20 protein-coding genes are annotated in these 17,323 nt (G+C 73.5%); 6 read left to right on the top strand and 14 right to left on the bottom strand.

The window, feature by feature from the left end; genetic code table 11:
- Positions 1–60: 60 nt before the first annotated feature.
- Positions 61–681: an ABC transporter ATP-binding protein gene (locus C5H89_RS00595; RefSeq protein WP_104105164.1), complete on the bottom strand. Its 621-nt coding sequence runs from the start codon at positions 679–681 to the stop codon at positions 61–63.
- Between the two features lie 71 nt (positions 682–752).
- On the opposite strand from C5H89_RS00595, the gene C5H89_RS00590 reads away from it, so the two are divergent.
- The 3 genes from C5H89_RS00590 (at position 753) to C5H89_RS00575 (ending at position 3,946) form a co-directional block, all read left to right on the top strand.
- The gene (locus tag C5H89_RS00590) at positions 753–1,676 is read left to right on the top strand and encodes an NAD-dependent epimerase/dehydratase family protein (RefSeq protein WP_104105163.1); all 924 of its coding nucleotides are present in this window, start codon (positions 753–755) and stop codon (positions 1,674–1,676) included.
- Between the two features lie 20 nt (positions 1,677–1,696).
- Positions 1,697–2,713, top strand: a complete 1,017-nt coding sequence (locus C5H89_RS00585) for an LLM class flavin-dependent oxidoreductase (RefSeq protein WP_104105162.1) — start codon at positions 1,697–1,699, stop codon at positions 2,711–2,713.
- Positions 2,714–2,854: 141 nt separating this feature from the next.
- Complete coding sequence (locus tag C5H89_RS00575) at positions 2,855–3,946, top strand: DUF1524 domain-containing protein (protein ID WP_162799126.1); 1,092 nt, start codon at positions 2,855–2,857, stop codon at positions 3,944–3,946.
- Positions 3,947–3,977: 31 nt separating this feature from the next.
- Here the strand turns inward: C5H89_RS00575 and C5H89_RS00570 are convergent, their stop codons facing one another.
- Entirely contained in the window at positions 3,978–4,688 is a 711-nt protein-coding gene (locus C5H89_RS00570; protein WP_104105159.1) for a hypothetical protein, read from the bottom strand.
- Positions 4,689–4,879: 191 nt separating this feature from the next.
- Here C5H89_RS00570 and C5H89_RS00565 point away from each other — a divergent pair, with 191 nt between their 5' ends.
- Complete coding sequence (locus C5H89_RS00565) at positions 4,880–5,281, top strand: hypothetical protein (protein ID WP_162799125.1); 402 nt, start codon at positions 4,880–4,882, stop codon at positions 5,279–5,281.
- 7 nt (positions 5,282–5,288) lie between these two features.
- Here the strand turns inward: C5H89_RS00565 and C5H89_RS00560 are convergent, their stop codons facing one another.
- The 7 genes from C5H89_RS00560 to C5H89_RS00530 form a co-directional block, all read right to left on the bottom strand.
- Entirely contained in the window at positions 5,289–6,131 is an 843-nt protein-coding gene (locus C5H89_RS00560) for a hypothetical protein (protein WP_162799124.1), read from the bottom strand.
- A gap of 99 nt (positions 6,132–6,230) precedes the next feature.
- Positions 6,231–7,172, bottom strand: a complete 942-nt coding sequence (locus C5H89_RS00555; protein ID WP_104105156.1) for an alpha/beta hydrolase — start codon at positions 7,170–7,172, stop codon at positions 6,231–6,233.
- Between the two features lie 65 nt (positions 7,173–7,237).
- Complete coding sequence (locus C5H89_RS00550) at positions 7,238–8,101, bottom strand: GNAT family protein (RefSeq protein ID WP_240181618.1); 864 nt, start codon at positions 8,099–8,101, stop codon at positions 7,238–7,240.
- The gene (locus C5H89_RS00545; protein ID WP_104105154.1) at positions 8,098–8,982 is read right to left on the bottom strand and encodes a hypothetical protein; all 885 of its coding nucleotides are present in this window, start codon (positions 8,980–8,982) and stop codon (positions 8,098–8,100) included. Before C5H89_RS00545 ends, C5H89_RS00550 begins: the two co-directional genes overlap by 4 nt.
- Before the next feature lie 71 nt (positions 8,983–9,053).
- Entirely contained in the window at positions 9,054–10,097 is a 1,044-nt protein-coding gene (locus tag C5H89_RS00540; protein ID WP_104105153.1) for an NAD(P)-dependent alcohol dehydrogenase, read from the bottom strand.
- 66 nt (positions 10,098–10,163) lie between these two features.
- Positions 10,164–10,685: a DinB family protein gene (locus tag C5H89_RS00535; RefSeq protein WP_104105152.1), complete on the bottom strand. Its 522-nt coding sequence runs from the start codon at positions 10,683–10,685 to the stop codon at positions 10,164–10,166.
- A 10-nt stretch (positions 10,686–10,695) separates the two neighbouring features.
- Entirely contained in the window at positions 10,696–11,100 is a 405-nt protein-coding gene (locus C5H89_RS00530; RefSeq protein WP_104105151.1) for a GNAT family N-acetyltransferase, read from the bottom strand.
- 85 nt (positions 11,101–11,185) lie between these two features.
- Between C5H89_RS00530 and C5H89_RS00525 the strand changes: the two genes are divergently transcribed.
- Positions 11,186–12,118: a methylenetetrahydrofolate reductase gene (locus tag C5H89_RS00525; protein WP_104105150.1), complete on the top strand. Its 933-nt coding sequence runs from the start codon at positions 11,186–11,188 to the stop codon at positions 12,116–12,118.
- Here the strand turns inward: C5H89_RS00525 and C5H89_RS00520 are convergent.
- Genes C5H89_RS00520 through C5H89_RS00510 form a run of 3 tightly spaced genes read right to left on the bottom strand, consistent with a single transcriptional unit; the run spans position 12,115 to position 15,400 of the window.
- Entirely contained in the window at positions 12,115–12,912 is a 798-nt protein-coding gene (locus C5H89_RS00520) for a hypothetical protein (RefSeq protein ID WP_104105149.1), read from the bottom strand. The two genes, C5H89_RS00525 and C5H89_RS00520, sit on opposite strands and share 4 nt — an antisense overlap.
- Complete coding sequence (locus C5H89_RS00515) at positions 12,909–14,135, bottom strand: hypothetical protein (protein ID WP_104105148.1); 1,227 nt, start codon at positions 14,133–14,135, stop codon at positions 12,909–12,911. Before C5H89_RS00515 ends, C5H89_RS00520 begins: the two co-directional genes overlap by 4 nt.
- Positions 14,132–15,400 carry a hypothetical protein gene (locus tag C5H89_RS00510; RefSeq protein ID WP_104105147.1) on the bottom strand — a complete coding sequence of 423 codons (1,269 nt, stop codon included), beginning with the start codon at positions 15,398–15,400 and terminating at the stop codon, positions 14,132–14,134. Before C5H89_RS00510 ends, C5H89_RS00515 begins: the two co-directional genes overlap by 4 nt.
- A gap of 263 nt (positions 15,401–15,663) precedes the next feature.
- Here C5H89_RS00510 and C5H89_RS00505 point away from each other — a divergent pair, with 263 nt between their 5' ends.
- The gene (locus C5H89_RS00505; protein WP_104105146.1) at positions 15,664–16,125 is read left to right on the top strand and encodes a VOC family protein; all 462 of its coding nucleotides are present in this window, start codon (positions 15,664–15,666) and stop codon (positions 16,123–16,125) included.
- 10 nt (positions 16,126–16,135) lie between these two features.
- Here the strand turns inward: C5H89_RS00505 and C5H89_RS00500 are convergent, their stop codons facing one another.
- On the bottom strand, positions 16,136–16,372 hold the full coding sequence (locus C5H89_RS00500) for a hypothetical protein (protein WP_104105145.1): 237 nt from the start codon (positions 16,370–16,372) through the stop codon (positions 16,136–16,138).
- Positions 16,369–17,256 (bottom strand): sigma-70 family RNA polymerase sigma factor, encoded by an 888-nt coding sequence (locus C5H89_RS00495; RefSeq protein WP_104105144.1) that lies wholly within the window; start codon positions 17,254–17,256, stop codon positions 16,369–16,371. The genes C5H89_RS00500 and C5H89_RS00495 overlap by 4 nt, the downstream gene beginning before the upstream one ends.
- Positions 17,257–17,323 lie beyond the last annotated feature (67 nt).

Below are 17,323 nucleotides of genomic sequence, written 5' to 3'. Positions count from 1 at the left end.
CCCCCACGGCGCGCAGCCGCCGGAGCGCGTCGCGGGCGGCGACGTCGTCCCCGCCCCAGGTCACGCCGGTTCCACCACGACGACGCGGGCGCCGCTGCTGGTGACCAGGTCGCCCTGGTGGCAGGCCATCACCACCGAGCGCCCCTCCGCGGCCTGCTCGGCCAGCCACTCCCCCAGCCAGGCGCGACCGGCGGCGTCGAGTCGCTGCTCGGGCTCGTCGACCAGCAGCAGCCGCCAGGGGCGGACCAGGGCCACGGCCAGCGAGAGCCGCTGGCGCTGCCCGGAGCTCAGCGTCCCGGGCACCTGATCGGCCACCGCGGTGAGCCCGAGCTCGACGAGGGCGTCGCGGACCACCGCCGCGGGCTCCTCGACGCTGTCGGCCCGGGCCAGCAGGTCCAGGTGCTCGGCGACGGTGAGGTCGGCGAACCAGGCGGTGTCGTCCAGCAGCGCGAGCACCTCGCCGCGGACGTCGGCGTCACGGGTGTCCAGCGGGTGGTCGTCGAGGGTGATCTCACCCGCGTCGGGGGCCTCGGCCCCCACCAGGCAGCGCAGCAGAGTGGTCTTGCCAGCGCCGTTGGGGCCCACCAGCGCCACCACCTCGCCGGCGGCGACCGTCAGCTCGAAGCCGGACAGCACGGTTCGTCCCCCGAAGGCCTTGGTCAGGCCCGACACCTTCAGCACGGGTCGATCCTGTCACCTGGCGCAGTCGGCAGCGCTGCGAGGCACGCAGCGGGATTCCGTGGGCTCACCGCATGGAGCAACCGCATCCACCCGCCACGCCTGGGCAGCACCCTGCGGACGTGCTGCTGGTCGGCTGCGGCGACCTCGGGGCCGACGTCGGCCTGCGGCTGGCCCGCCAGGGGCATCGGGTGCTCGCGCTGCGCCGCCGGGCCGAGCTGGTGCCCGCGCCGTTGGTCGGACTGGGCGTCGACCTGACCCGGGAGACGCCGACGCTGCCGCCACCGGAGTCGATGGACCTGCGGCTGCTGGTGGTGGCGCTGACCGCGCGGCCGCGGACCGAGGAGGCCTACCGGGCGACGTACGTCGACGGGATGGCGCGTGCCCTCGACGCGCTGGACGCGGCCGGGCAGCGCGTGGCGCGCGCGGTGCTGGTCTCCTCCACCGGGGTGTACGGCGACGCCCCGGGGACGGGCGCCGCGGGTGAGCTCGTCGACGAGGACGTGCCCGCGCGGCCGGCGGACGGACCGGCGCGGATGCTGCTGGCGGCGGAGGAGCTGTTCGCGGCCCGGGTCCCGGGCGGCACGGTGCTGCGGCTCTCCGGTCTCTACGGGCGCGGGAGCGCGCGGCTGCTGGAGCAGGTGCGCACCGGTTCCGTCGGCGACCCGGACCGCTGGACCAACCGGATCCACCGCGAGGACGCCGCCGCCGCCGTGGTGCACCTGCTCACCCGGGCGCAGCAGCCCGACCCGTTGTACGTCGGCACCGACGACGAGCCGGCGCTGCTCGGCGACGTCGCGGCGTACCTGGCCTCGCTGCTCGGCGTGCCCGCGCCGGCTGGAGTCGCCACCACCGTCGCGCTGGGCACCGGGCGGCGGGGCAGGCGGCGGGGCAGGGGGCGGGGAAAGCGGCTGAGCAACGCGCGGCTGCGAGCCACGGGGTGGGAGCCGGCGTACCCGACCTATCGCGAGGGGTACGCCGCGGGAAGCGTTCGGTGACCTCCGGTGTTGGTTGAACCATGAAGAACATTGGATTCCTCTCGTTCGGTCACTGGACCCCGTCACCGCACTCCCAGACGCGCTCCGCGGCCGACGCCCTGCTGCAGTCGATCGACCTGGCCGTGGCGGCCGAGGAGCTGGGCGCCGACGGCGCCTACTTCCGGGTGCACCACTTCGCCCGCCAGCTCGCCTCGCCGTTCCCGCTGCTGGCGGCTGCGGGGGCGAAGACCAGCCGGATCGAGCTCGGCACCGGCGTGATCGACATGCGCTACGAGAACCCGCTCTACATGGCCGAGGACGCGGGAGCCGCCGACCTGATCTCGGGCGGCCGACTCCAGCTCGGCATCAGCCGGGGATCACCGGAGCAGGTGATCGACGGCTACAAGTACTTCGGCTACACCCCCGAGGGCGACGACCACGCCACCATGGCCCGCCGGCACACCGAGGTGCTGCTGGAGGTCCTGAAGGGTGATGGCTTCGCCCAGCCCAACCCGCGGCCGATGTTCCCCAACCCGCCCGGGCTGCTGGGCATCGAGCCGCACTCCCCGGGTCTGCGCGAGCGCATCTGGTGGGGTGCCGGGTCCCGGGCCACCGCCCAGTGGGCCGGCGAGATGGGGATGAACCTGATGAGCTCGACCCTGCTCACCGAGGACACCGGGGTGCCGTTCCACCAGCTCCAGGCCGAGCAGATCCAGATGTTCCGCGACTCCTGGAAGGCCGCCGGGCACGCCCACGAGCCGCGGGTCTCGGTGAGCCGCAGCATCTTCGCCCTGGTCAACGACCAGGACCGGGCCTACTTCGGGCAGGAGGGCACCGGCCAGGACCAGGTCGGCAACCTCGAGGGCGGCCGGGCCCGCTTCGGCAAGTCCTACGCCGCGGAGCCCGACGTGCTCGTCGAGCAGCTGGCCGAGGACGAGGCGATCGCCGCGGCGGACACGCTGCTGCTCACCGTGCCCAACCAGCTCGGGGTGGACTACAACGCGCACGTGCTGGAGAGCATCCTGAAGTACGTCGCTCCGGGGCTCGGCTGGCGCTGACGCGCAGCCAGGGGGACGGCGTACCCGACTGATCCTGCGGCCGTTGGCGCGCGACATCGCCCGATGTCCGGCGAAAGGGGCGCGCGCCGGGTGATCATGCCGGGTGATCATGTCGGCAGCGGTCGAGCCGCGGAGCAAGTCGTGAAGCTGAGAGGCGTCGTCGTCGGCGTCGTCGCCCTCGTGGCGCTGGGCCAGTGCCTGGCCGACCCGGAGACCGAGACGGGGCCCGGTCCCGGGCCCGAGTCCGGCGCCGCGGCGAGCCCGACGCCCAGTCCCACACCGACCGTCACAGCGACCGCCTCGCCGACCGTCACGCCGACCGTCACGCCGACCGTCACGCCGACCGCCTCGCCGACCGCCTCGCCCACCGACTCGCCCACGCAGTCGCCGACCGCGTCCTCGACCGGCGTACCCCAGGGCTCGGCGGCGGCCGCGCTGGCTCTGCTCCCGGTGAAGGGCCGGGCCCCGATGACCGGCTACCAGCGGGACCGGTTCGGGCCGTCCTGGCTGGACGCTGACCGCAACGGGTGCGACACCCGCAACGACGTGCTGGCCGAGCATCTGGTCGAGGTCGTGCTCGAGGCCAACGGCTGCACGGTGACGGCCGGCCGCTATGCCGAGCCCTACACCGGACGGCAGGTCGACTTCATGCGGGGACCGGGGACGTTGTTGGACATCGACCACGTGGTCGCGCTGGGCAACTCCTGGGCCACCGGCGCCTTCGCCTGGGACATCAAGAAGCGGGCGGCGTTCGCCAACGACCCGCTCAACCTGCTGCCGGCCGACGCCAGCGCCAACCGGAGCAAGGGCGACGGCGCCGCGGCGACCTGGCTCCCGGCGTACAAGCCGTTCCGGTGCGAGTACGTCGCCCGGCAGGTGGCGGTGAAGGACAAGTACGCCTTGTGGGTCACCGAGCCCGAACGCAAGGCCATCTCCCGGGTGCTCGGCGCCTGCCCGGGCCAGGGCGTGGTGCCCGACGTGTGGGCAGCGCCCACGGCCGTGGACCACGACATCTCCGAGCCTGCCGCACCTGCCAGCCCGAAGCCGGTCAGCCCGACGCCGGTCAGCCCAGCACCTGTCAGCACAGCGCCCGCGGGACCGAAGGCGCCTGCCCCGGTGTGGTTCCAGAACTGCGACGCCGCTCGTGCCGCCGGGGCGGCCCCGGTGCTGGTGGGCGACCCGGGCTACGGCCGGCACCTGGACCGGGACGGCAACGGCAGCGGGTGCGAGTGACCGGCTGGACGGGCAGCTGCCCAGGTGCTGTCTAGAGGTTGACCGCCTTGCGCAGCCAGCCCCGGGGACGGGCCGCCAGCATCGGGACGCCCGCCTCGGCAGGCTCCTCCTGGAGCCGGCAAGCCGTGCCGATGGCGACCTCGAGCAGCTCCCGCAACGGCTGGTCGCAGTCCTCCTCGCTGGCGCTGATGCCCTTGACCGCACACCGCATGACGGTGGGCGCGATCCGGGTGCGGAACGACTTCTCGCTGATGGTCCGGGAGTTGCCGAACTTGCGGGCCCACCGGGTCTCTCCCGGCACCAGGGCCAGCACCTCGTCGATCTCCTCGACACTGAGGCACGCGCCCCGCAGGTCCTCGGGAACGGGACCGAGGCTCTCCATCATCCGCTGCGTCGAGAGCAGCCCCGCCGCCAACGCGCGTTGGGAGGCCTGAGGGACCCGGGTGATGGCGTGAGCGGCGACCGCGGCGGTCACCGCAGCCTCCCAGCGCAGTCCGGTGCCTCGTAGTCCCACCACCGACGGCACCAAGATGGCGAGGTCGGAGCGATGACGGTCGCTGCTGTTGTCGTTGACCAGCCGGGCCAGCTCTGCGAGCAGCGGATGCGTGCACTGGGGATGGTCGCTCCAGCGCTCACCAGCAAGGTGCGACGCCATCTCCATGAAGCACGCCCCCTTGCTCGGCCTGCGGTGGCTTCCTCGGGAGAGGATCGGCATGCTGTCGGGTGTCTTCATGGCGCTCATGGGCATTCCTCCTGGAAATCCAGCGTGCGCCCGATCGGCCGGCGGATCAAGGGACAAAGTCCCGGTTTTCGCCTGCCGCACTTGCGATCTCCAGGGGCGGCCCGCAGTACGGCCCGCAGTACGGCGACCTGCACAGGATCTCCACGAGATCTCCGCCGCTCCCGACCACGCCGAGCCCTAGCGTCGAGGACATGGGACTCAAAGACATGGACCTCGCAGGCCTGAGCACGGCACGGGCCTGCTATAGGCTGGCGCTGATGCTCACGGTGCTGACCGTGCTCTTCCTGGTGCTCGCCATCGGGGCGGTGGGCCTGATCGGCGCGGGCGGGGAGGCGGACCGGCCGTACCTCGCGGTGCTCGCGGTGGGCGTGGTGGGCGCGGTGCTCTCTCGGCTGCGGGCGCCTGGCATGGCCCTGACCCTGGCGGCGATGGCCCTGGTCCAGGTCGGCGTACCGGTGGTGGCGTTCCTGCTCGGCGACACCGACGGGCTCTCCCGGGGCCAGCTGCTCGACGTCGTCGCGCTCACCGCGATGTACGTCGTCCTCTTCGGCGCCGCGGCGTGGCTGTTCCGGCGCGCCGCCGAGCTGGCCTGAGGCACCGTCAGGGGGTCGGCGCGCCTTCCAAGGGAGCTGGTGCCGGGGCCACGGGGGCCGACTCCGTCGGCGGTGCGGTCGGAGTGGGGGCCGGGGCCTCTTCGGCGGTCTCCGAAGGGGTCGCGCTCGGCGACGGGGTGGGGGTCGGCGTGGCCCCGTCCGTGGCCCCGTCCGTGGCCGGCGTACTGGGGCTGGCCTCGTCGCTCGGCGTCGAGGTCGAGGTGGGCGCCGGGGAGCGTTCGGGGGTCTCGCGCTCCTTCTTGTTGTCGCCGCCGCCGTCGTCGGTGACGCTGCCGATCGTGGTGCGTCCATCGCCGCCCCCGGTGCGCGAGGCGACGCTGCGTCCGGTCAGGACCTCGAAGGCGGTGATCGCGACCAGCGCCGCCACGAACAGCGCGAGCGCGGTGATCACGATCCGCTTCCAGGGCAACTTCGCCAGCCGGGCGCTGAGCGGCACGGGGTCGGGTTCGGCAGCCGCGTCCAGCCGGGTCTTGGCCTCCTGGAGGCGCCGGTCGGCGGCGTTGAGGTGGGCCTCGACGGCGGTGTCGTCACCGGCACGGCGCCCAGCCCGACGTACCTCTGCCTGGGCGACGCCGACCTTGCCCAGGGTGACCTGCTGGGCCTTCGCCACGGTCTCCTTACTGCGGGAGAGTCCCGCGGCGTAGAGCGCGGTGCCGATGGTCGCCGCGATGCTGCCGAGCGCCGCACCGATGATCGTCCCTGCCGCACCGAGGGTCGAGAGGAGGACGGCGCTGGTGACTGCGGCCAGGGCGCCGGCGATGGTCCTCAGCCAGTCGATGTCGAGCTTGTTCGCTGGCCCTTGGCTTGCGGGGGATTCGGTGTCAGGCATCCCGTCCACCATGACAGCCGGGATCAACCCGGTTGAGTCTGGCCACGATCCGCGCGTGAGGTATCTCTCGTGTGGTCCGAGCGGCGGTCCGCGCCGGGGTCAGCGCTCCCGGGCGACCTGGAACGACGTACGCACGTGGGCGGCGATGTCGTCGCGCGCCCGACGTCCCTCGGGCACCGGCAGCAGCGCGTAGACATGCAGCGCCCCCTCGAGCTCGGTGTAGCGGAACGACGGCTCGCCCGCCATCCGGTCACGCACCAGGCGGCAGTCGGGGAGCGTGATGTCGCGGGTGCCGACCCAGACGGCCAGCGGTGGCAGCGCCGAGAAGTCGCCGTGCAGGGGGCTGACGGCTGGGTCCTCCAGCGGCGTCCCGGCGGCCCAGGCCGAGGCAATCGGGACCAGCCCGGCGCGACTCAGCCACGGGTCGACCCGCTCCACGACCGGGATCTGGGGGTTGGCCATGGCCAGGTCGAGCCAGGGTGCCAGGGCGGTGACGCCGACGAGCGCGGACCGGGTCGCGGGGGCGGCGTGCTGGGCGGCCAGCAGCGCGAGCCCGCCGCCGGCGGAGTCACCGACGAGGTGGACCAGCGACCCGGTCTGGGCCAGCTCGGCCACCACGGCGCTCACCAGGGCCAGCGCCTGGGCAGCGTCGTGCTCGGGCGCGAGCCCGTAGATCGGGACGTGCACCGGGCACCCGGTCCGGTCCGCCAGGTGGGCGACGAACTGCCACTGCTGGGACACGATCTCGCCGACGTAGGCACCGCCGTGCAGGTAGACCACCGCGGTGCCGCTCGTCGTGGCGTCGCTCGTCGTGGCCTCGACGTGGTCGGCTTGGCTGCGAGCGCGGGGATGGACCACGTGGACGGTGAACCCGGAGATCTCGTACCGCTCCAGCAGCCGGCCGGAGCGCAGCGACTTCGGCGGCTCGGCCGAGCCCTTGGCGCGCGCCAGCCGAGCGCGCCCCGCCTTCTCGGTGGCGAGGCGCGGCTTGAACACCACGGAGAACAACATCGCGAGTCCGCGCATCTGCCAGCTGGCCATGCCCGGACTGTACGGGGGGTACGCCGCCACAACCGCGCATCTGCACCCCGCACGGCGGCGCGGGCTCAGATGTTCCCGAGCCCCTGGCGCTGCAGTCCGTCGGAGTCGAAGTTCGCCGGGTCCAGCCAGCGCTCGTGCCGCGCCCGGATCTCGGGCCACTCGGCGTCGAGGATGGAGAACCAGTCGGTGTCGCGGTTGCGGCCCTTGATCACCACGTGCTGGCGGAAGCGTCCCTCGTAGGTGAACCCGAAGCGCGCGGCCGCGCGGCGCGACGGCGCGTTGAGGGTGTCGCACTTCCACTCCACGCGGCGGTAGCCCAGGTCGTCGAAGGCGTGCCGGAGCAGGAGGTGGATGGCCTCGGTGGCGGCGGCGGTGCGCTGCATCCCCCGACCGAACAGGACCCCGGAGATCTCCACGACCCCGGAGGAGGGGACGCAGGGGAAGAACGTCGCCAGGCCGGACGCGATGCCGCCGACGGGGACGAAGACCTGGGTGACGCTGTCGGTCCTGGACGCCAGGGCGCGCACCAACTCCTCGTCGACCTCGGTCCGCGAGGTGGGGAACGGCGCCGGGCGGTAGGTCCACAGGGACTCGTCGCCGGGTCGGCACAGTGAGGCGTAGAGGGCGTCGGTGTGCCGCGGGTGGATCGGCTCCGCGGTGACGTAGCGGCCGGCGAGCTCGACCCGCTCGGGCATGGGTCGTGGCGACCAGCCGGGGATAGCAGCCCCGACGGTCTGGCCGTGCGCATTGATCTCCACCGCCGCGACGGTACCGGGCTGAGAGAGCGCCGTCCCGGCGCCAACCGGGGCACCAACCCCGGACGGAGTCTCCCCGGGGCGTGTTCCGGTCAGGGCGGACGCCACCCCGGCGTCGCCCCACCCGCCCCAGCGGCTGTCGAGCGCCTTGAGGACGCCGACGTACCTCCTCATCGCTTCATGGCGGCCCAACCCCGCCGGTCGTGCACCGCGATCCCCGCGTACGACGGGGCGTACGCCGCGTTGGCTGCCACCGCCGCGTCCACCTGGGCCAGCACGTTCACCAGGCGGGCGCGGCGCTCACCGTGGAAGGTCTGCTTCGCGTCGACGGGCGTGGCGCCCAGGTCATTGGTCTCCACGGCCAGCCGGGCCGGCTTCCCGGCACGCGTCGCCGCCGCGAGGGCGGTGCCGCCCAGTCCGGTGATGCTGTCGGGTCCGGTCGCGGTGTCTCGGTAGCTCATCACCGTGACCGCGTCCACCCGGGCCAGCACCGCCTCGTCCAGCCGCCCGCCGTCGGGTGCGGTGATCTCGTGGAGCCAGAAGGAGATGTCCAGCTCGACCGGCACCGGCGACTCGGCCATCCGGTCCAGCAGGTGGAGGTAGCGCTCCAGCAGCGCCGAGCGGTCGGCGTCCCAGTCGGCGTGCAGCCAGGGCTCGATGTCCAGGTGGACGCCGTCGAAGAGCCCCGTCGCCAGGACCTCGCGCTGCCAGGCCACCGCGGCCTCGGGGTCATCGATCCACCAGGTCTCGGAGCCGAGGGCGTGCACCTCGATCCCGGCTGCCCGGGTCCGGGTGCGCAGGTTGGTGTACCAGCCCAGGCTCGGCGCGCTGGGGACGTGCACGAAGAGCTCACCCACGCCGTTGCTGGTGGCGAAGTCCACCAGGCTCGCTACCCCGGGGCGGTCCCAGACCCACATCGCCCGCAGCGGCGCCGGCGCGAGGACCCCCGCGGACGCGGTCCGGTGAGCCCTCATCGCGGCGCTGGCGGGGATCGCGGACATCACCAGGACGGCCACGGCAAGGAGCGCAGCCAGGCGGAGCGGGCGCAGGAGCATGGTCGGACCCTAGAGCGCCCAGCGCCCGCTCTACCCAAATTTGATGAGATTGCCCCTACTTGGCGCCAGATTCAGGACAACGTGGAGGTGTCGATCACGACGCGGTAGTGCACGTCGCCCGCCACCACCCGGTCGTACGCCGCGTCGACCTCGTCGGCCGAGATGGTCTCGATGGTGGCCCCGATGCCGTGCTCCGCGCAGAAGTCGAGCATCTCCTGGGTAGCGGGGATGCCGCCGATGTTGGAGCCGGCCAGCGCACGGCTGCCACCGACCAGGGCACCGGGCGGCACCTCGAACGCCGACGGCGGGAGACCGACGTTGACCAGCGTGCCCATGGGCTTGAGCAGGCCCAGGTAGGTGCGGATCGGCAGGTCGGCGCTGACGGTGTTGACGATCACGTCGAAGCTGTTGCGCAGCCCCTTGAGGACCGCCGGGTCCCCGGTGGCGGCGTACGACGTGGCGCCCAGCTCGCGGGCGTCCTCGCGCTTGGCCTCGGTCCGGCTCAGCACGGTGACGTCGGCGCCCAGGGCAGCGGCGAGCTTGACCGCCATGTGGCCCAGCCCGCCGAGGCCGACCACGGCGACCTTGGAGCCCGGCCCCACACCGTAGCGGCGCAGCGGCGTCCAGGTGGTGATGCCGGCACACAGCAGGGGCGCGGCCTCGTCGAGGCCGATGCCCTCGGGGATCCGCACCGCGAACCGCTCGGAGACGACGACGCGCTTGGCGTAGCCGCCCTTGGTCTCCTCACCGTCGTAGCCGCGGCCGTTGTAGGTCATCACCGCACCCTTGGTGCAGAACTGCTCCTCGCCGTCCTTGCAGTACTCGCACTCGCCGCAGCTGTCGACCATGCAGCCGACACCCACGCGGTCTCCGACCTGGTGGCCGGTGACGCCCGCTCCGACCGCGGCGACCGTGCCGGCGATCTCGTGTCCGGGGACCATGGGGAAGATCGCCGGGCCCCACTCCTCGCGGACCTGGTGGATGTCGCTGTGGCAGATGCCGGCGAACGCGATGTCGATGAGGATGTCGTCGTCGCGCAGCTCGCGGTGCTCGACGGTGCGGGTCTCGAACGGCGCGCCGGCGGAGGGCGCGACCAGGGCACGGGTGGTGGTCATGTCCTTAGTGAACCGGGTGCCCGGTAGCCGGGCTCATCCAGGTGCGCCGTCGTTCCCGGCGTGGACTCAGCTGGCGCTGCCACGTGCCGACAGGACCTGCTCCCGCAGGATGTCGGCGTGCCCGCAGTGCTGGGCGAGCTCGCGCAGCATGTGGAGGTAGATCCAGCGCATCGGCAGCGGCCCCCGGCGGTTGCCGGGGGCGAGGTCGTCGAGCCCCAGCCCGGCCGCGGCTGCGCGCGACGCGGCGCAGGTGTCCAGGTACGCCGTACGCACCGACTCGATGGTGTCCTCGGGCGCCAGCTGGAACGACTCCTCCGGGTCCGCCGCGCACCCGATGGCGTCCCGGGAGCGCCCGGTGATCGCCTCGTTGAACCACACCAGCTCGACGAAGGTGGCGTGCTTGACCAGGCCGAGCAGCGTGGTGCTCGAGGGCACCAGCCGGCGGCGTGCCTCGTCCTCGGTCAGGCCGTCGAGGCAGTGCGCGAGCCCGTCGCGGTGCTGGTCGAGGAACGTCTCGACCTGGGTCCGCAGCGGGGCGTCGAACTGCTCGTGCTGGTGCTGGTGCTGGTGCTGGGGCTGGGCTGGCATGGCGCTGACGCTACCCATGCTCCTCAGCAGGCAGCACCATCACGTGCACGTTCGGGCCCTCCTCGCCCGCGGCCTCGCGCAGCCAGTCGGGGCGGAACCGGTGCACGACTCGCCACCCGCTCGCCAGGTAGAGCGACATCGCGCCCGGGTGGACCGGCAGCACCTCCAGGCACGGGTGCCGGCCAGCGGCCCGGATGTCGTCGACCACCGCCGCCAGCAGCAGCCGTCCGATCCCCAGTCCGCGGGCCTCGGTGGCGACGAACAGACCACTGATCCAGGCGAGCTCGGCCGGCTGACAGGCGTGGGCCCGGGCGCAGACCTGGTCGAGCAGGGCGGCGGAACGGGTACCGGGTCTCCGGCTGCTGCCCGAGCAGAGCACGGCCCAGCGCCGGCAGGTCCGCCGGTCGACGGGCACGGACGTACGGCTCCCCCGAGGTCATCCCGCACTCTTGCACGCCGGACATCGTGGCGTTGCGACTCGGGTCCGTTACGGTCTCGACGTGGAACTGCAGCAGCGCATCGTCGACGGCAAGGGTGAGTTCCTGCTCTTCGCCCTGACCCCGCCCCGGCGGGCCACCCCGCCTGAGCGGGCCCGGGAGATCGCGCAGGTGACCCTGGAGCGGCTCAGCCCCCTGGGCCTGGACGGACTGGTGCTCTACGACATCGACGACGAGTCCGACCGCAACCCCGACGAGCGGCCGTTCCCGTTCCTGCCGACGATGGACCCGGCTCGCTACCTGGCCGACTACCTCGCCGACCACCGGGCAGAGCTGGACGTCCCGGTGGTGGTGTACCGCGCGGTGGGCAAGTACGGCGAGCCCGACCTGCGTTCGTGGCTGGACTCCCAGGACCCCGACCGCACCCTGTCGGTCTTCGTCGGCGCCTCCTCGCGCGACAAGCCGGTCTCCACCACCCTGGCCCGGGCCCAGTCGCTGCGCGCCGAGACCAGCCCCGAGCTGCTGCTGGGTGGCGTCGCCATCCCGGAACGCCACACCCGCGGCGGCACCGAGCACCTGCGCCTGCTGGCCAAGCAGGAGGCGGGCTGCGCGTTCTTCGTCACCCAGGTCGTGTACGACGTGAACGCGGCCAAGAGCCTGGTCTCGGACTACCGCTACGAGTGCCGGGACCGGGGGGTCGCGCCGGTGCCGATCGTGTTCACCTTCTCCGTCTGCGGCTCCATGAAGACGCTGGAGTTCCTCAGCTGGCTCGGCGTCGACGTGCCGCGCTGGATCCAGAACGACCTGCGGCATGCCGACGACACCCTGGACGCGTCCTTCGACCTCGCGCTCAGCACGGCGCTGGAGCTGATCGGCTACTGCCGTCGCCTCGGTGTCCCGTTCGGGATCAACGTCGAGAGCGTCTCCATCCGCCGCGAGGAGATCGAGGCGTCGGTCCGGCTCGCCGCCCGGCTCCGCGAGGAGCTGGACCGCTAGAGCGGGCGGTTGCGGAACCGGCGTCCGGTGAGCAGCCGGCCGACCCCGATCAGCAGCCACGCCCCGAGCACCACGGGCAGGCCGTAGAGCAGCCCGATGAAGGTGCCGCCGAACCGGCCACCGTAGTAGTCCCAGTCCCGCGGCTCGATCGGGTCGTCGGGGAGCTGGCCCAGCCACTCGGGGATCCGCAGCGCGGCGGCGCCGAGGTACTCCGGCTCGCCGGCCGGTCTCTCCCAGCTCGTCGCGTCCTCGCGCATCGAGTAGCCCTCGGAGACCTGGGTGGTGCTGTCGTCCGGGCCCTGCCACAGCACCAGCACCGCCGGCTCGTCGAGCTGGTGCAGCACCTGCTCCGCCGCCTGGATGTAGTGGTCGTAGCCGGCGAACCAGCTGTTCTGCCAGACCAGGACGTGGACCGGGAGGTCCCGCTCCGCGATGGTGGCGGCGATGGCTGCCTCGCCCGCCTCGTCGAGCAGGGCGCGGCCGTCGTCGGTGACGTGCACGTGGTCCTCGCGCAGGGCTGCCACGGCGGCCATCACCCGGTCCCCGGCGGCGTACTCCTGGTCGGCGCTGGAGCCGAGGCGATGGTCGACCACCAGCGCGGCCCCGGCGCCCAGCACCAGGGCGGCGACGGCGTGCACGACGTGCGCCCGGCTCAGCTGGTCCCTGGTGAACCCGCCGAGCAGCACCCCACCCAGCGTCAGCGGACCCTCCGCACCTGCGGCCCTGGCGGCGTCCCGGTTGCGCTTGCTCCGGGTGACGCGGCCCTTGCTTCCCCGACCCTTCGACCCGCTCATCGGGCGCTCCGGAGCTCGGTGGCCACGTGGTCCCACAGGTCGTCGACGAAGGCGCCGTAGCCGGTGCGCGCCCACACGGTGTCGAGCTCGTACCAGGGACGCTCCCGCCCCAGCAGGCCGCCGGGGAGGAGCATCGGGCGGGGCGCCTGGGCATGAGCCTGGCCGTGAGCCTGGCTGCCGGTCTGCCCGCAGGTCCCGCACGCCGGCACCGTCAGCTCCCGGTCGCCGACGGGCACCGTGCGCTCGCGGACCCCCTCGCCGTGCCGGGGGTCGAAGAAGCACGGCCGGTAGGGGGTGGTCCGCCGGCGCCGAGCCGTCAGAGCGCGACCTGCGACGCGGGTGAGCACCAGCGCGCCGACCAGGTCGTCGAGGTCCTTGGCGTCGCTCCCGGTGCGCTCCAGCACGGCCCGCGCGGTGTCGTAGGACCCGTCGACCAGCACCCGTACGTCGTCCGGCTGGGCGGTGCCGGCGGTGGCGGCCAGCTGCTGGGCGAGGTCGTCGAGCTCGGCCTCCGCCCGCGCCCGCACCTGCGCGGGGCCCTCGACGGCTGTGGGGGCAGGGCCCGTCGCGAGGCCGGGTTGCAGGGTCTTCTCGGGGGCCGTCTCCCGCCACCGGGCCAGGTTGCGGAGCACCAGCCAGGCGCACCCCGCGACCGCCACGAAGGCCATCGTCATGAAGACCGCGTAGGCGCCCGCCGTCGGGACCTCGTAGTCCAGGTCCCACTCGGGCGGGTTCCGCCACACGGCCTGTTCGGCGTAGGCGTCGACCTCCTCGCGGGTGACGTCCTCACCGGCGTCGAGGGCCGCCACCAGCTCCAGCTCGCGGGCCAGCACCCCTGCGGCGCTGAGGTCGACGTCGGAGCCGCCGTCGGGATAGAGCTCGAGCCTGCTCACGAAGCGTTGCGAGGGGTCCGGAACGGCACCGAAGCCGGCCAGCGTCTCGCCGTAGCCGACCGGGTCGGTCATCACCGCATAGACGCCGTCGCCGCCGAGCTCCTCGTGCAGCAGCGTGGCCAGCTCCCGGTCAGGGTCGTTGGCCGAGAGCCCGGGCGGCCGCGGCACCATCACGACGTACGCCGGGAAGCCGAGGCCGTCGACCACGTCGCCCAGCGCCTCGTGCACCTCGTCGGTGCGGCCGTTGCCGAAGACCGGGTCGACCAGCACGGGGTCCTCACGCAACGCCTCGGCGAGCTGGTCGACGATCTCTCCCAGGGCGTCGCTCATCGGGTCCCCCGCTGCACCCGGCCGACGAGGTCGACCTCGAGGGCGCCGAACCCGGTCGAGGCCCACGGCTCCCGGTCGGTCTCGAAGTAGTGCCTGGGCCTGCCGTGCACGACGACGTCGAGGATGTCGGGGCGACGGCCCGCCTCCAGGTCGCGACGACAGCTGCGGCAGATCGGGGCCTTGGTCTGGCTGCCCCCGTGCTCCAGGGTCCGGTCGCCGTCGGCCACCCCGTGCAGGGGGTTGAGGAAGCAGGGCCGGCTCGGGCTGAAGGTCCGGCCCCGACGGGCGGCGGCGAGCGCCTCCCGGCCGCGGCCGGCCAGGACGAGCGCGCCGACGGCGTCGAGCGAGTCGACCGCGCCACTCGGCGGGATCAGGCGCCCGGCCGCCTCGTAGTGGTCCAGCGCGGCGGCCCAGGCGGTGCTGCCGGAGCCGGACATCTCGGCGGCGTCGATGCTCTCGCCCAGCGCCAGCACCTCGGCCCGGGCCCGGCGCTCGAGCTCGGCGTCCTCGGCCGCCCGGACCCGGTCCAGCACCGACTCGGGCAGCACGAACGCGCGCGGGGCCGCGGCCTGGCGACGGCGACGGCGACGCACCCAGGCCACCCCGGCCGCGAGGGCGACCACGGCCAGGAGCACCAGGACCACCCCGGTGACGACGGAGCCGGGGTCCCCGGAGTCACGCTCGGGCGTGGCGGGCGAGGTGGAGGTGCCGCTCCCGCCCTCCTCCCGCTCCTCGCGGCTGGCGGCCAGCCGGACGTCGAGGCCCTCGTCGGCGGCGGTCACCAGGTCGGAGAAGGTGCCCTCGGCCAGGCTCTCCACCACCCGCACCAGACCCTCCCCGAACGGGTAGGCCTGCCCGGGACCGTTGGCGTAGGAGAGCACGTGCTCCACGTCCCGCGTCAGGTCGCTGCTGCCGCCGACGTCCCCCCACTGCTGGAGCGCGAGGTCGAGCTGCCCGCCGCGGACGGTCGGGTCGTTGGGTGGGCCGTCCTCGTGGTGCCGGGCCCACACGTGGTTGACGCCGAGGTAGAGGCCGTCGGGGCCACCGGCGTCGTGCACCCGCACCAGCAGGTCGTCGCCGAAGTAGAGGTCGCCGCGCTCGGGCGGCACCACGAGCACCAGGTGGACCGGCAGGTCGGCCGCCTCGGCCGCGGCGGACACCGCCGCCAGCTGGGTGTCGTCGATCCAGCCCTGGGTCCCCGGACCCAGGTGGCTGCCGGACTCGGTCAGGTCGGCAGCGATCTCCTCGACGTCGGGGTCCGCCACGGGTTTGCGCTCCTTCGGGAGTCATCGCTGGTCAGGTGCAGACGCACCGTACGTCGTGACCGGCGCCGCTCCTCATCCGCTCCCCGGCGCAGCACACGATTTTCGGCCGGCCACTCAGCACGGACGTGACGCTGATGGTGGCGCGCCGACCCGGCGCCGCGGGACGCAACGGCAACCTGATTGGTGGTCACCCGATTTGAGGTCGGCACCTGTCCGCAATCGGTGTCAGGGTGGCAGCACCAGCCCCCACGCGAGGAGCCCTGATGAGCCGACAGGTCCAGATCACCTTCGACGCCCACGACCCCGTGGCACTCTCGGGCTTCTGGCGCGAGGCGCTGGGCTACGTCTTCCCGGCGCCGCCCGGGGTCGACGTACCGCCGGGAGGGGACCCGCTGGCCGCCTGGGACGACTTCCTGGCCCGGGCCGGAGTGCCACCGGATCAGCGCAACAGCCGGTCGGCCGTCGAGGATCCCGACGGGACGGGCCCGAGGCTGTTCTTCCAGCGGGTCGCGGAGGACAAGGTGGCGAAGAACCGGGTCCACCTCGACGTCCGGGTGGCGCCCGGGCTGGAGGGCGAGGCACGGATGGCGGCGCTGGAGGCGGAGTGCTCCCGGCTCGTCGCCCTCGGCGCCACCCGGTTGGCCCGCCACGAGCCCGAGCCCCCGCTGGCGGCCGGCCACCTCATCCTGGCCGACCCCGAGGGCAACGAGTTCTGCCTGGACTGATCCCCCTCGCTCAGTCGGCGGGCAGCTCGGCGAAGGTCCGCTTCACGTCGCGGTACCAGCCCATCGACTGCTTGGGGTGACGCCAGCGTCCCTTCATCGCGTCGCGCGCCGCCTGGTGGGTGGCGTCACCGGCCTTCTCCGCCTCCTTGAGGTGGCGGTCCTGGGCATTGATCACGTCGTCCGCGGTCTGGCCCCGGTGCGCGAGGTCGCAGGGACCTCCCAGCTGGCGGCAGGTCATGGTCTTCATGGTCGTTTCCTCTCGGTGGATTTCGGTTGTGTCGCTTCTCTGCGGGCCACCTGGGCCAGCACCTCCGGCTCGGCCCGGAAGGTGATGCGGGCGACGACCCCGTCGAGCACGGTGAAGTCGAAGAGCACCGCGGCCGCGCCCCGGTGGAACCAGGCGGCACCCGGGCGGTCGCCGACGTACACCGGGAGCGCGGCCTGCGCGCTGCCGTTGAAGAACTCCGCGATCGCCCGCCTGCCCCGGATGCTGGCCGGCGTGCCGGCCAGCAGCGCGGCGTCGTCCGCGGTCACCTCCGCGTCGGGGGCGAGCAGGCGGAGCAGCCGGTCGAAGTCCGCCTCCCGGGCGGCGGCCATGAAGGCGTCGACGACCTCCCAGTCGGCCAGGGCGTCCTCGGGGGCCGGCTGGCTGACCTTGGCGCGGGCGCGGGAGGCCAGCTTGCGGGCAGCGGCCGGGGTGGTGTCGAGCACGGCGGCGATGGTGGCGAACTCGAAGCCGAAGGTGTCGTGCAGCACGAACGCCACCCGCTCCCCCGGGGTGAGCCGGTCCAGCACGACCTGGAGCGCGACCCCGACGGAGTCCGCGAGCGCCACCTGGTCCGCAGGGTCCGGGGCCGTCTCCACGACGTCGATCTCCTCGACCGGCACCGGCGTCCGCGCGCGCAGCCGGTCCAGGCACAGCCGCGTGGTGACCGTGGTGAGCCAGGCGGGCAGGTTGGCGATCTCGGTGTCGGTGCCGTGCAGGCGCAGCCAGGCCTGCTGCACCACGTCCTCGGCCTCGCTGGCGTCCGCGAGCACCCGCGCCGCGAGTGCCACCAGCCGCGGGCGCTCCCCCTCGAACTCGCCCTCGAACGCCGCCCCGCCCGGCTCGACCCGTTCCGTCGCGTCCACGACCCACCCCTCTCCCCGTTCGTCCTCATCCTGTCTGACGACCGGGACGCTGGGAATGTGACGTGAC

The sequence above is a fragment of the Nocardioides sp. 616 genome, from assembly GCF_002930065.1.
Lineage (GTDB): Bacteria > Actinomycetota > Actinomycetes > Propionibacteriales > Nocardioidaceae > Nocardioides > Nocardioides houyundeii.
The sequence above is the reverse complement of the archived record's forward strand: the minus strand, read 5'-3'. Positions and strand labels throughout refer to the sequence as shown.